General features: G+C 63.0%; 16 protein-coding genes. 12 read left to right on the forward strand and 4 right to left on the reverse strand.

The genetic code is table 11. The annotated features are described in order from the left end of the window. Together RBB16_RS16990 and RBB16_RS16995 are read right to left on the reverse strand one after the other, a co-directional pair. A partial coding sequence (locus RBB16_RS16990) for an FAD-dependent oxidoreductase (RefSeq protein WP_306047286.1) occupies positions 1 to 211 on the reverse strand: 211 nt, incomplete at its 3' end. 3 nt (positions 212 to 214) lie between these two features. Continuing rightward, on the reverse strand, positions 215 to 946 hold the full coding sequence (locus RBB16_RS16995) for a TVP38/TMEM64 family protein (RefSeq protein ID WP_306047287.1): 732 nt from the start codon (positions 944 to 946) through the stop codon (positions 215 to 217). Positions 947 to 1,234: 288 nt separating this feature from the next. Between RBB16_RS16995 and rpmH the strand changes: the two genes are divergently transcribed. From rpmH to RBB16_RS17015, 4 genes are all read left to right on the forward strand, one after another. Next, positions 1,235 to 1,369, forward strand: coding sequence for a 50S ribosomal protein L34 (gene rpmH, locus RBB16_RS17000; RefSeq protein WP_005980833.1), 135 nt, complete (start codon positions 1,235 to 1,237; stop codon positions 1,367 to 1,369). 74 nt (positions 1,370 to 1,443) lie between these two features. Next, positions 1,444 to 1,812, forward strand: a complete 369-nt coding sequence (rnpA, locus tag RBB16_RS17005; RefSeq protein ID WP_371931262.1) for a ribonuclease P protein component — start codon at positions 1,444 to 1,446, stop codon at positions 1,810 to 1,812. Next, entirely contained in the window at positions 1,809 to 2,078 is a 270-nt protein-coding gene (gene yidD / locus RBB16_RS17010) for a membrane protein insertion efficiency factor YidD (RefSeq protein ID WP_306047288.1), read from the forward strand. Before rnpA ends, yidD begins: the two co-directional genes overlap by 4 nt. A 313-nt stretch (positions 2,079 to 2,391) precedes the next feature. Continuing rightward, entirely contained in the window at positions 2,392 to 2,619 is a 228-nt protein-coding gene (locus RBB16_RS17015) for a hypothetical protein (RefSeq protein WP_306047289.1), read from the forward strand. 35 nt (positions 2,620 to 2,654) lie between these two features. On the opposite strand, the gene RBB16_RS17020 is transcribed toward RBB16_RS17015, so the two are convergent. Beyond that, complete coding sequence (locus RBB16_RS17020; protein ID WP_306047290.1) at positions 2,655 to 3,503, reverse strand: alpha/beta hydrolase; 849 nt, start codon at positions 3,501 to 3,503, stop codon at positions 2,655 to 2,657. Positions 3,504 to 3,686: 183 nt separating this feature from the next. Here RBB16_RS17020 and ttcA point away from each other — a divergent pair, with 183 nt between their 5' ends. The 8 genes from ttcA (at position 3,687) to RBB16_RS17060 (ending at position 11,618) form a co-directional block, all read left to right on the forward strand. Next, positions 3,687 to 4,538 (forward strand): tRNA 2-thiocytidine(32) synthetase TtcA, encoded by an 852-nt coding sequence (gene ttcA, locus RBB16_RS17025; protein WP_306047291.1) that lies wholly within the window; start codon positions 3,687 to 3,689, stop codon positions 4,536 to 4,538. Between the two features lie 83 nt (positions 4,539 to 4,621). Further along, positions 4,622 to 6,172: a bifunctional diguanylate cyclase/phosphodiesterase gene (locus RBB16_RS17030; protein WP_306047292.1), complete on the forward strand. Its 1,551-nt coding sequence runs from the start codon at positions 4,622 to 4,624 to the stop codon at positions 6,170 to 6,172. Between the two features lie 122 nt (positions 6,173 to 6,294). After that, a complete protein-coding gene (yidC, locus tag RBB16_RS17035; protein WP_306047293.1) occupies positions 6,295 to 8,121 on the forward strand; it encodes a membrane protein insertase YidC in 1,827 nt (608 codons plus the stop codon). Continuing rightward, positions 8,121 to 8,858 carry an MOSC domain-containing protein gene (locus RBB16_RS17040; RefSeq protein ID WP_306047313.1) on the forward strand — a complete coding sequence of 246 codons (738 nt, stop codon included), beginning with the start codon at positions 8,121 to 8,123 and terminating at the stop codon, positions 8,856 to 8,858. The genes yidC and RBB16_RS17040 overlap by 1 nt, the downstream gene beginning before the upstream one ends. 2 nt (positions 8,859 to 8,860) lie before the next feature. Further along, positions 8,861 to 9,511, forward strand: a complete 651-nt coding sequence (gene yihA, locus RBB16_RS17045) for a ribosome biogenesis GTP-binding protein YihA/YsxC (RefSeq protein ID WP_306047294.1) — start codon at positions 8,861 to 8,863, stop codon at positions 9,509 to 9,511. A gap of 56 nt (positions 9,512 to 9,567) precedes the next feature. Then, entirely contained in the window at positions 9,568 to 10,434 is an 867-nt protein-coding gene (gene argB / locus RBB16_RS17050; RefSeq protein WP_306047295.1) for an acetylglutamate kinase, read from the forward strand. 39 nt (positions 10,435 to 10,473) lie between these two features. Beyond that, positions 10,474 to 11,118 carry a ferredoxin gene (locus RBB16_RS17055; RefSeq protein WP_306047296.1) on the forward strand — a complete coding sequence of 215 codons (645 nt, stop codon included), beginning with the start codon at positions 10,474 to 10,476 and terminating at the stop codon, positions 11,116 to 11,118. Then, a complete protein-coding gene (locus tag RBB16_RS17060; protein ID WP_306047297.1) occupies positions 11,115 to 11,618 on the forward strand; it encodes a histidine phosphatase family protein in 504 nt (167 codons plus the stop codon). Before RBB16_RS17055 ends, RBB16_RS17060 begins: the two co-directional genes overlap by 4 nt. Positions 11,619 to 11,671: 53 nt before the next feature. Here the strand turns inward: RBB16_RS17060 and RBB16_RS17065 are convergent, their stop codons facing one another. Continuing rightward, positions 11,672 to 12,475 carry an amino acid ABC transporter ATP-binding protein gene (locus tag RBB16_RS17065; protein ID WP_306047298.1) on the reverse strand — a complete coding sequence of 268 codons (804 nt, stop codon included), beginning with the start codon at positions 12,473 to 12,475 and terminating at the stop codon, positions 11,672 to 11,674. Positions 12,476 to 12,483 lie beyond the last annotated feature (8 nt).

The following is a 12,483-nucleotide window of genomic DNA, read 5'->3' on the forward strand; positions in this document are numbered from 1 at the left end:
CGCCAAAGCCCCCCTGCCCCATGGCGTGGGCCTTGTGACCCACCGCCAGCAGCGCCTTGGAGGGCACGCAGCCATAATTCAGGCAATCGCCGCCCATCTTGTGACCTTCCAGCAGCACCACATCAGCGCCCATCTGAACAGCGCCCGCCGCCACCGACAGCCCGCCGCTGCCCGCCCCGATCACGCAGATATCGGTCTTGATCCGGTTCATGGGTCAGAGCCCTTTCTGGCCGCGCAGGGCCTTGATAAGAATCGGGAGCGCTGCCAGCGCACAAAGGCCCAGAATGGGGCCCAGAATGGCGGGCTCGAAGATGATCGACAGGTTCGGGGTTTCACCGCGGGCGAAGACCTCGCCCAATCCGGCGCCCACCCAGGTATAGACCGCCGTGCCCGGCATGATCCCGAAGAACGTGGTGAAGACATAGCGATGCAGGCTGACGCCGACCAACGCAGGCAGCAGATTGGCGACGAAGAAGGGCACCACAGGGACCAGCCGGATCAGGAACAGCATTGAGAGTTCGTTTTCATGAATGCCCTCGCTGATCCGCCGAACGAGGCCCGACGACGCATCCATCCGCGCCGACAAGGTGCTGCCGAAACCAAACCGTGCGGCCAGAAATATGATCGTCGCACCGATGGTCGCGGACAAAAGCACAAAGAAGACGCCGGGGAAGAGGCCGAACAGAAACCCACCGGTCAGCGTGGCGATGGTCGCGCCGGGCAGGGAAAAGGCCACGATCAGCACATAGATCACCATATAGGCCGCCACCATCGCGACATAATGCGAATCGCGGAAGGCCAGCAGCGCCTCTCGGTTGTCGCGCAGGGCCTCGAAACTCAGGTAGTCGCGAAAGAAAAAGACCCCCGCCCCGAATCCGAGGATCAGGATAAGAATGGGCAGAAGGCGGCTGGCCTTCGATCCGGGTTCCGTGGTGACTTGGCTCATACCCTGTCCAATCGCTTGCGTTGACCACAACATGCGTGCAAGCCCGGCGCAGCAACAGCCCCCTCACGCGGCGTTGATCACACGTGACGGAAACCGTGGAAATATGTCATGATCGGGGGCCGCCTGAAGGAATCTGCGCCCGAGATGTTTCAAACCGGGAATTCAGGGCTTCGGGCTTGTTGACATGGCGGTCATGAGGGCCTATTGCCCGGGCCTCATACGGATTCTCCGGCTGTCGATGCGTGGGCCTCGCCCGCATCCGGCCTTGATGACAAGGAAACGAGACAGATGAAACGCACCTACCAGCCGTCGAACCTGGTCCGCAAGCGTCGCCACGGCTTTCGCGCCCGCATGGCCACCAAAGCCGGCCGCAAGATCCTGAACGCCCGCCGCGCCCGCGGCCGGAAGTCGCTCAGCGCATAATCGCGTAATGCAGGGCCGGGTCTTTGCGCCCGGTTGATGAGCCCCCTTCGGCCCCACGGCCCCGGGGGCTTTTCGTGTTTGAGGGACCGCCCTTGCCGATTGTCGAGACCCTGACCAAACGCCCCGATTTCCTGCGTGCTGCTCGCGCGGCCCGCGCCCCGGCGCCCGCCTTTTTGTTGCAGGCAAGGCGGCGGCGAGAGGATGAAGGCGTAGCGCCCGATCTGGTCCGTGTGGGTTTCACCTGTTCCAAGAAGGTCGGCAACGCCGTTGCCCGCAACCGTGCCAAACGCCGCCTGCGCGAAATCGCCCGCGCCATCCTGCCGCTTGAAGGGCGACCCGGCTGGGATTACGTGTTGATTGGCAAAGCCAATGACACCGCCGCGCGTCCGATGGAGGATATGCTGAATGACCTCCAGCGCGCTCTGAGGAAGATCCACAAGTGACCCCGCTGGCCCATCTCGTCGCCCTTCCCGTCCGGGCCTACAGGCTGATCTTCAGCCCATGGGTGGGGTTCAACTGCCGCTACCAGCCCACCTGTTCCGCCTACGCGTTGGAGGCCCTGCAGAAGCATGGGGCGATCAAGGGCTCATGGCTCGCCGCCAAGCGGATTGGCCGCTGCCATCCGTGGGGTTCAGATGGCTATGACCCGGTTCCCGGCTGCGGGCATGATCACAGTCACGAGGACGGGCAGGACGTGGCCGATCGGTAACAACCGCCGATTGTCCGATTTTCCGGCATAGCGCGACGCGTCCCCCCCATGCTACCTGCCCTACATCGAGTTCCACCGACCAAGCTAAGGGAGGGCGTCATATGATTTTGCTGTTCACACGACGCCTGGGCGAACTCGATTCCCGGTCCGGCACCTGCATGGCAGGGGCATAGGCCGCAAGGCCGCACCCTTCGGCCCCCTAGGGGCCAGCTTTCCAACATGACCTGACCGATCTGCCATGGGGGCATCTGCCTGCCCCTTGGTCCATCTCCAACCCAATCCAGAGGCCCCTGTTTCATCAGGGGGACATATCATGACCAGACTCGAAAACCGTCTTTCGGCGGCTGAAATCCAGGCCTTGCTGGCCGAAATGATCGCAGATGCGGGCGCGTGGCGCGTGCTGAAGGCCGCCGCCAGGCAGGCGCTGAGGCGCAAGGCGCGGCCCGCGAACGGGCTGATAGTGCTCAACAATCACATGCGGCGCGACATAGGGATGGCGCCTTACCACCCTCCCCCATCCGCGACACAGCTCAGATGGTGATCCATTTGGGGTCCGGTCCGTCCGGGCCCCAACCCTCAGCCGATCAGCGCCTGATTGCCCTCGTTCGTCGGCGCGCGCGTCGGCATGGTGGCGGCAGGATGCCCGGCCAGCACAAGGGTGGCGTCACGATAGAACTGCGCATCCAGGAAGTGCCAGTTATGAGAGATCGAGGACGTGTTCGGCCATTCATGCTTATGCGCGTTGTAATAGTGCTGCACATACACATCCGCATGGCCGGGCGGCACGCTGTCCGGCATCCCCTCGAACCCCAGCCTCTGCGCCTGAAACAGCCTGTACCACTGGGACAGACTCAACACCTCATCCGCGCGGCTGTAGTAGTTGGTGATCCGGCCCGCATACGCGTAAAGCGCGGCAGATTTCTTTGCGCCGGTCTTCATCGACTTCGCCGCAATGTCTGCGGCGACCAAGAGAACCTGCCCGACCGAGATATCGACCGCCCCGGCTTTGCCCATCTCCACCACACGATGAAAGGCGTGGCGCGTGACCAGTGACCCCATGGAATGGGCCATAATGTCGAGCTTGATCCCCGGCGCCGCCTTGCGCAGAACCGCGATGCCATCCAGCACCAGTTGCGGTGCAACCGTGTGGGCGTCGGCCCGATCCTCGCGGTAGTCGAACACCGCGCCGTTGGTCGGCCAGTCAAAGCTAACGACCACGCCACCGAACCCGTGCTGCTCCAGCCCGTCGGCGATCAACTGGTGCCGGGCGAAGGTTTCATGCTGTTCCAGGTTGAACCCGTGGACATGCAGCAGCACCCCGTTTGCGCCCGCCGCCGCCAGCACTTCGGCCAGCCATGTGTCCACCGGCAGGATCTGCACCGCGTAGCCAACCCCGACCTTCTCGACCCTCACATAGCGGGTCACACCTGGGTTCTTTGTGAATGCCCCGTCAACAAAACTGCGGGTTGTCATGGCGTAAATCATCGTCGGTCCTCGAATGAAAAACTGGCTAATCCGGTCATCATGCGCCCGAATCGCCCAGATGCCAAAATCATTGCCTGCCGGGACCATTCCGCGTAGATGCGGACCCGCAACCGGAGGCCCCCGATGCTAGACGAATCCGACGATATCCACCCTCTGTTCAGCGGCGCGCCGAACACGACCGAGTTCAAGAAGTTGCGCAAGCGGATCATCCGCGAAACCCGCGAGGCAATCGACCGCTACGGCATGGTCGAACGCGGCGCGCGGTGGCTTGTGTGCCTGTCGGGTGGCAAGGACAGCTACACGCTGCTCGCCGCGCTGACCGAGCTGAAATGGCGCGGGCTGCTGCCGGTGGACCTGCTGGCCTGCAATCTGGATCAGGGTCAGCCGGGTTTCCCCGCGACGGTGCTGCCGGAGTTTCTGTCCAAGATGGGGGTCGAGCACCGGATCGAGTATCAGGACACCTATTCCATCGTCATGGACAAGGTGCCCGCCGGGCGGACCTATTGCGCGCTGTGTTCGCGGCTCAGGCGCGGCAATCTTTACCGAATCGCGCGTGAGGAGGGGTGCTCCGCCGTGGTTCTGGGCCATCACCGCGACGATATTCTGGAAACATTTTTCCTCAATCTCTTCCATGGCGGCAAGCTGGCGACGATGCCGCCGAAGCTGTTGAATGACGAGGGCGACCTCTTCGTCTATCGCCCGCTGGCCCATGTGGCCGAGGCCGATTGCGAGAGATTTGCGACTGCCATGAACTACCCCATCATCCCCTGCGATCTTTGCGGATCGCAGGACGGCTTGCAGCGCCAGCAGATCAAGAAACTGCTGGATGAATGGGAAAGCCGCAGTCCGGGGCGGCGGGGCAAGATGTTCTCCGCCCTGATGAATGCGCGGCCCTCGCATCTGCTCGACCCGGCGCTTTTTGACTTCACGGGGCTGACGCGATCTGAACAAGTCGAGACAAATCCGAAGGACTGAGGCGGAGACGTTAACAGCCTGTCAGGCAGTTTGGCGTAGCGGTGAAGGCACCGTTGACCGAATTGCCAGGTTGAGAGGCTGCCATGTATGTCCCAATGTTTCCCCGGTTGGATTCCCTTGCGCAGAACATTCGCAGGGGCCTGTCGAGGGTTGAGGTACTGGCGGTCTTCCCGGCGCTTGCGCTGCTGGCCTTCTGGATGGGCGCGCCCGAGGTGATCTTCGCGACCTCCTTTCTGCTGCCCGGCCTATTGGCCCTGCAGGCCATGCGCCCACAAGGTAAGGGCGTAGGCGACTCTGCGCCGCTGGATGGCAAAACCGGCCTGCCGATGCGAGAAAGCTTTCTGGCAGTGCTGGAAACGACCCTGGCCGAGGCGGGGCGAAAAAGCCATTCCACCGCCTGCCTGGTGGTCGAGATCGACGATTTTCCCGACCTCGCCGCCCGGTGGGGGGGTGAGGCCAGCGACCGTATCCTGCGCCGCACCGCCGACCGGGTTCTGACCACCGTGCGCCGGGGCGATATCGTGGCCTGTATCGGTGAAGGGCGCTTTGCGATCACTCTGCACCCGGTCGCGTCCGTAAAGCTCGATATCGTGATGTCGCTCGTGGACCGGCTGCAAAAGGCCCTTTCGGAACCGATTGCAATCGCCGGGGCCGCCGCGCACCCCACCGTATCCGTCGGCTTCGCGACACCGGCCCAGACCGATTTCGGCGGCTCCACCTGCCTGCTGGACGCGGCCCTGACCGCTCTGATCGAGGCGCGTCGGCACGGGCCCGGCGGCGTGCGCGGTTATTCCGACCGGATCAAGTCCAGCGCGCAACTGCGTCACGGTCTGGCGGAGGAGGTGGAGGACGCCATTGCCTCTGGCTACATCCGGCCCTGGTTCCAGCCGCAGGTCAGTGCCGATACCGGCGCGGTCACCGGGTTTGAGGCTCTGGCGCGGTGGCACCATCCCGAGGCGGGTGTTCTGACCCCTGCCGATTTCCTGCCCGCGGTGGCAGATGCCGGATGTATGGGGCGATTGGGCGAATGCATCCTGGCGCAATCGCTGCGCGCCATTCAGGAATGGGATATGGCGGGCTGTTCCGTTCCGTCTGTCGCGGTCAATTTCTCGGCTGAGGAACTGCGTGATCCGACCCTGGCCGACCGCCTGAAATGGGAGGTCGACCGCTTTGACCTGCGCCCGGCGCGGCTGACCGTCGAGATCCTAGAAACCGTGGCCGCCCAGTCCGAAGATGACGTGATCCTGCGCAATATCGAGCAGATGGGTGCACATGGGTTCAACCTCGATCTCGACGATTTCGGAACCGGACAAAGCTCCATCGCCAATATTCGCCGCTTTCACGTGAACCGCATCAAGATCGACCGCAGCTTCGTCACCAAGCTTGATCAGGACTCCACACAGCGCGCCGTCGTTGCGGGCATCCTCGCGCTGGCAGAGCGGCTGAATGTGGCCACCGTCGCCGAAGGCGTCGAAACTCCCGGAGAACGCAGCGTCGTGGCGCAACTGGGCTGCGATCACCTTCAGGGCTATATCATCGCCCGTCCGATGCCCTTCGAAGACACCGTCGCCTGGGTCCAGACCTATACCGCGGGGCTCGCCAAGACCCCAAGGATCGGTCGCCGCGCAGGGTAAATCACTGCATCAATGCGGGGCCAAACCGCGCGGACGACCCAAAGAACCGGGAAAACCGCTTGACCTTTCCAGCCTCAGTCTGTTGAACCTGCGTGACTTCAACCAAGGCTGGATACGCGGGCATGCAAGATCAGAACCAGAACAAGAACCTCATTCTTGCAATGGCGCTCAGCATGGGTGTCATTCTGCTGTGGTCGATCATGTTCCCGCCCGAAGAACCGGCCGGTGACCCCGCCGCCAACGATCCGGCTGCCGTTACCGTTGTCGATGAAAACGGCAACGAGGTCGCTCTGATTCCGCCCGCCGCGGGAACCGCCGATGGCACCGCAGCCGAAGACGCCCCGGAAGCACTGGTTGAATCCCCACGGATCGAAATCGATACCCCGTCGCTCTATGGCTCCATCGCGCTGACAGGCGGCCGCCTCGACGACCTGCTCTTGCGCAACTACCGCGAGACACTGGACGAGACATCGGACAATGTCCGCCTGCTCTCGCCCGTGGGTGAGACCGGGGCCTATTACGCTCTCTACGGCTGGACGCCGGGCGGATCGCTCGACTACGATCAGGTGCCGGGATCGAACACGCCCTGGGAACTGGAAGAGGGCCAATCGCTGACCGTCGAAACCCCCGTGACCCTGCGGTGGGACAATGGCAATGGCCTGATCTTCCGCCGCACGATCTCGGTCGATGAGGATTACCTGTTCACCGTCACCCAGACGGTGGAAAACACCGGCGATACGGATGTACGCCTTGCCCCCTATGGCATCGTCGCCCGCCACGGCCTGCCCGAGGACCTGCAAAACTTCTTCATTCTGCATGAGGGCGTCGTCCAGAACTCTGATGGCACCCTGAACGAACTCGACTATGACGGCATGACCGACATGGATTTCGTGCAGCGCGAAGGGGCTCAGGCCGAGGTTACGGAGGTGACCGACTCCGGCTGGATCGGATTTACCGACAAATACTGGATGACCACGCTGGTTCCCGGCTCCGGCCAGCCCTTCACCGCCGTGTCTCGCTATGTCCCCGGATCGGAGATCTACCAGACCGAGGCACGCTTGCCCGCCGTGACGGTCGCCCCGGGTGAAACCGCGGAATCCACCACGCGCCTTTTCGCGGGTGCCAAGGAATGGGAAACCATCCGCCGCTATGAAAACGAGGAAGGCATCGACGGGTTCCTGGACTCCATCGACTGGGGCTGGTTCTACTTCCTGACCAAGCCGATCTTCTGGCTGCTGCACTACCTCAACGCCCTTATCGGCAACATGGGTCTGGCCATCATCGCGCTGACCCTGCTGATCAAGGCGATCCTCTTCCCGCTGGCCTATCGCTCCTATGTCTCGATGGCGAAGATGAAGGAACTTCAGCCAGAGATGGAGAAGCTGAAGGAACGCGCCGGCGACGACCGTGAGGCGATGCAGAAAGGGATGATGGAGCTTTACAAGAAGAACAAGGTGAACCCCGCCTCGGGCTGTTTGCCGATCCTTCTGCAGATCCCGATCTTCTTCTCGCTTTACAAGGTGATCTTCGTCACGCTGGAACTGCGTCACGCGCCGTTCTTTGGCTGGCTGAACGACCTGTCCGCGCCCGATAGCTCGACGATCTACAACCTCTTTGGCCTGTTCCCCTGGGCCGGACCGGAACCGGGCAGCATCCTTGCGCTGATCTTCATTGGCATCCTGCCCATCCTTCTGGGCATCTCAATGTGGTTGCAGCAGAAACTGAACCCGGCCCCCACGGACCCGACGCAGCAGATGATCTTTGCCTGGATGCCCTGGGTCTTCATGTTCATGCTTGGCAGCTTTGCCAGCGGCCTGATCGTCTACTGGATCACCAACAACACGATCACCTTCACCCAGCAATACATCATCATGCGCAGCCACGGGCATAAGCCGGACGTGTTCGGCAATATCCGCAAGAGCTTCCAACGCAAGACAAAGTCCGAATGATGACTGCCAAGGTTGAGGCGCTCTGGCGTCACCCGATCAAAAGCCATGGGCGAGAAGCCCTGACCCATGCCCGCCTCACGGCGGGTATGTGTTTTCCGTGGGACAGGGCTTGGGCCGTCGCCCATGACGCCGCCAAAACCGATGGCAGCGCTTGGGCGCCCTGTCAGAATTTCTCGATCGGGGCGAAGCTGCCGGGGTTGATGGCGATCGAAGCGCGTCTCGATGAGGCGACCGAGACGGTCACCCTCACCCATCCCGACCTGCCCGATCTGACCTTCCGGCCCGATGATGACCCGCAGGCGCTGATCACCTGGACCAAACCGCTGATGGACCCCAAGCGCGCACAGTCGCAGCGGGTCGTGCGGGTGCCCGGGCGCGGCATGACCGATACGGATTTTCCGTCTGTCAGTATCGGCAACATGGCCTCGCATCGCGTGGTCGAGCAGAAACTGGGGCAGAGCCTGTCGACCCGCCGCTGGCGTGCCAATATCTGGGTCGAGGGGTGGGCCCCGTGGGAGGAGTTCGACCTGATCGGCAAGACCATCCGCATCGGCAGCGCCGAGATTGCGATCCGCGAGCCGGTGGTACGCTGCATGGCGACGACCACGAACCCCGATACCGGCAAACGCGATGCCGATACGCTGAGCGTGCTGAACGACGACCGCGAGTTTTGCGTCTATGGCGAGGTCGTGACCTCGGGTGACATAAGCGTCGGCGACACGGCAGAGGTGATCTGACCATGGAAATCCGCTTCCCCCTCGCCCCGAAGCCCGAGGCAGATGAGGCCGAAAAGGGCCGTTTGCTGTTCGCCGCCGGGTCCGAGTTCCTGAAGGGCGTCGTTGCCATGGACGGGATGCCGCCCGGCGACAAGATCGAGGTCTGCTTCGCGGGCCGATCCAACGTGGGCAAGTCGACGCTGATTAACGCCGTGACGGGGCGCAAGGCGCTCGCCCGCGCCTCGAACACGCCGGGCCGCACGCAGGAAATCAATTTCTTCACCATCGCCGACAGTCACTACCTGGTCGACCTTCCCGGCTATGGCTTCGCCAACGCGCCTGTGAAGGTGGTCGAGAAATGGCAGCGGCTTCTCAAGGCCTATCTCTCGGGCCGGGCCAACCTGCGCCGCGCCTTCGTGCTGATCGACAGCCGCCATGGGGTGAAACCCGTGGATGAAGAGATCATGGACCTGCTCGACCGCTCTGCCGTGCCCTTTCAGGTGGTGCTGACCAAGGCCGACAAGATCAAACAGGCGGATATGCCCGGCCTTCTCGAACAGGTGCGCGGCGCATTGGCCAAACATCCCGCCGCCTACCCGGAAATCGTGGCGACCTCGTCCGAGAAGGGCGTCGGCATCCCCACCCTGCGCGCGATCATCGCCGGAATCATCTGAGCTATTGAGCGTCACACGCCCAAGCCCTAACAATGGATGACCAGAGGGCCAGACCGATGAAGAAACAAGTGACCATGACCACCCGCGACTACGCCGCCACCGCCCGCACCCTGTCCGAGGCCCTGCCCTATATGCAGCGCTACAACGATGCGATCGTGGTGATCAAATTCGGCGGCCACGCCATGGGCGACGAAGAGGCGATGGCCAATTTCGCCCGTGACATGGTGCTGCTGCGTCAGGTCGGCATGAACCCGGTGATCGTCCATGGCGGCGGCCCGATGATCAACGAGATGCTGGCCAAGCTCGGGGTGAAATCCGAGTTCGTCAAAGGCAAACGGGTGACCGATGCCGCCACGGTGGACGTGGTCGAGATGGTGCTGTCCGGCATGGTCAACAAGCGCATCGTGCAGGCGATCAACGCGCAGGGCGGCAAGGCCGTGGGCCTTTCCGGCAAGGATGCGAACCTGATGATCTGCGATCCTGCCGATCCGGAACTGGGCTTTGTCGGTGAACCGGCAGAGGTCGACCCGGCGGTGCTGCTGAACCTCTTCGAAGACGACATGATCCCCGTCGTGGCCCCCCTTGGTGCGGGCCGTGCGGGCGAGACCTACAACATCAACGGCGACACGGCGGCGGGCGCCATCGCGGCGGCGCTCAAGGCTGACCGGCTTCTGTTGCTGACCGATGTGGCGGGCGTCAAGAACGCCGCGGGTGAGGTGCTGACCCAGCTGTCCGCCACCGAGGTGGAACAGATGACCGCCGACGGCGTGATCGCGGGCGGCATGATCCCCAAGACGGAAACCGCCGTGAACGCGGTGCGCAATGGCGTGCGGGCCTGTACCATCGTGGATGGGCGCGTGAACAACGCCGTCCTGCTGGAACTGTTCACCGCCCATGGTGCGGGCAGCATGATCCGCGCCTGACACTTGCCAAGTTCCGCGCGCGGACGCAGAGTTCCGGTCATGGACCTCGCAGCGATTCAGGCGCTTGCCGCCCCGCATTTCCTCGACATCTTCGGCGCGCTCCACGCGACCGAGGACGATGGCTGTGCCCCCGGCACCATGGTGTTGCTATCTCCGCTGGAGCCTGGGTTCTGGACGCATGTCACACAGGAACCGGAGTTCTTGGATGGTGCGCCCGACGGGCTTGACCGATGGTCGACCCGCGTCATCACCATGCTGGCCACACACACCGGAGGCACCCCGCATTTCCCCTTCGGCGGCCCACCCTATGCCCCGTTCATCCGGTGGGCCGAACGCACGGGTCGGGCATGGCCCTCGCCCGTGGGCATGCTGGTACATGACACGGCAGGCATGATGATCTCGATCCGGGGAGCCATCCTTCTGCCCGACAGGCTGGACTTGCCCCCGCCCCCTGCCGACAGCCCCTGCACCACCTGCGCGCAGCCCTGTCTGACCGCCTGTCCGGTCGGGGCGCTTGGGCCACGGCCCTACGACGTTCCCGCCTGCCACGCCCATCTGGACCGTCCAGAAGGCGCTGAGTGCCTGACCGGCGGTTGTCTCGTCCGCCGCGCCTGCCCTGTCAGCCAACGCTTTGGCCGTGATCCGGCCCAAACGGCCCACCACATGAGGTATTTCCACAAGTGACCCTGACACTGATCCTCACCCGCCATGCGAAATCGGACTGGGATAATCCCCTGCTGGACGACCATGACCGCCCCCTAAACGCGCGTGGGCGGCGTGATGGTCCGCGCATCGGGGCCTGGTTGCGGGACAACGGCTATGTGCCCGACAAGGTCACCGTCTCCTCGGCCCGTCGCGCGCAGGAAACCTGGGAGGGCATCGCCCCGGCCCTTGCTGGCAAACCCAAGGTGAACACGGCCGAAAAGCTCTATCACGCATCGCCCGAAACTCTCCTGGGCTACACGCGCGGGTCCTATGCGATGACCCACATGATCATTGGCCATAACCCCGGCATGGCCGAATTCGCCGAGCGGCTGCTGTTCAGCAAACCCGATCATCCCCGCTTCGCCGACTTCCCGACCTGCGCCACGCTGGTGGTGGATTGCGACGAGTCAGACTGGCGGGATGTGCAGTGGGGGATGGGCCGGGTGCTGGATTTCGTCACGCCCCATGACCTGCCCTGAACGAAAGAGGCCCCCGCGATCCACGGGGGCCTCTTTGATTGCTGTCGGTCGGCTCAGTGACCGAGGATCTGGCTGAGGAACAGCTTGGTCCGGTCCGACTGCGGATTGGTGAAGAACTCTTCCGGTTCGTTCTGTTCCACGATCTGGCCAGCATCCATGAAGATCACGCGGTTGGCGACCTGCCGCGCAAAGCCCATCTCGTGGGTCACGCAGAGCATGGTCATGCCTTCTTCGGCCAGCTCGATCATGGTGTCGAGCACTTCCTTGATCATCTCGGGGTCAAGCGCCGAGGTGGGCTCGTCGAACAGCATGATGCGCGGACGCATGCAGAGCGAACGGGCAATTGCCACACGCTGCTGCTGACCGCCGGACAACTGGCCGGGGTACTTGTCGGCCTGTTCCGGGATCTTCACCTTTCTCAGGAAATGCATCGCCGTTTCCTCGGCCTCTTTCTTGGGCGTCTTGCGCACCCAGATCGGGGCCAGCGTGCAGTTTTCCAGAATGGTCAGGTGCGGGAACAGGTTGAAGTGCTGGAAGCACATGCCAACCTCGGACCGGATCTTGTCGATGTTCTTCAGGTCATTCGACAGTTCGGTGCCGTCCACCACGATCTTGCCCTGCTGGTGTTCTTCCAGAGCGTTGATGCAGCGGATCAGGGTGGATTTGCCCGACCCCGAGGGGCCACAGATCACGATCCGTTCGCCACGATACACCGTCAGATCAATGTCGCGCAGCACGTGGAAGGTGCCGTACCACTTGTTCATCCCCGAGATGTCGATGGCGACCTCGTCAGAGACCGTCATGTGGGACCGGTCGATTTCGCGGTCCTGGATAGTAGAAGTTTGAGCGTCAGTCATTTGGACGT

This window comes from Nioella sp. MMSF_3534 (genome assembly GCF_030732985.1).
Lineage (GTDB): Bacteria > Pseudomonadota > Alphaproteobacteria > Rhodobacterales > Rhodobacteraceae > Nioella.

Bases quoted from the DNA above. Each gene is read 5' to 3' on its own strand.
- RBB16_RS17015 (WP_306047289.1), top strand. From the start codon at position 2,392: ATGACCAGACTCGAAAACCGTCTTTCGGCGGCTGAAATCCAGGCCTTG.
- rpmH (WP_005980833.1), top strand. From the start codon at position 1,235: ATGAAACGCACCTACCAGCCGTCGAACCTGGTCCGCAAGCGTCGCCAC.
- yihA (WP_306047294.1), top strand. From the start codon at position 8,861: ATGGAAATCCGCTTCCCCCTCGCCCCGAAGCCCGAGGCAGATGAGGCC.
- ttcA (WP_306047291.1), top strand. From the start codon at position 3,687: ATGCTAGACGAATCCGACGATATCCACCCTCTGTTCAGCGGCGCGCCG.
- RBB16_RS17065 (WP_306047298.1), bottom strand. From the start codon at position 12,475: ATGACTGACGCTCAAACTTCTACTATCCAGGACCGCGAAATCGACCGG.
- RBB16_RS16995 (WP_306047287.1), bottom strand. From the start codon at position 946: ATGAGCCAAGTCACCACGGAACCCGGATCGAAGGCCAGCCGCCTTCTG.
- RBB16_RS17030 (WP_306047292.1), top strand. From the start codon at position 4,622: ATGTATGTCCCAATGTTTCCCCGGTTGGATTCCCTTGCGCAGAACATT.
- RBB16_RS17040 (WP_306047313.1), top strand. From the start codon at position 8,121: ATGACTGCCAAGGTTGAGGCGCTCTGGCGTCACCCGATCAAAAGCCAT.
- argB (WP_306047295.1), top strand. From the start codon at position 9,568: ATGAAGAAACAAGTGACCATGACCACCCGCGACTACGCCGCCACCGCC.
- RBB16_RS17055 (WP_306047296.1), top strand. From the start codon at position 10,474: ATGGACCTCGCAGCGATTCAGGCGCTTGCCGCCCCGCATTTCCTCGAC.
- yidC (WP_306047293.1), top strand. From the start codon at position 6,295: ATGCAAGATCAGAACCAGAACAAGAACCTCATTCTTGCAATGGCGCTC.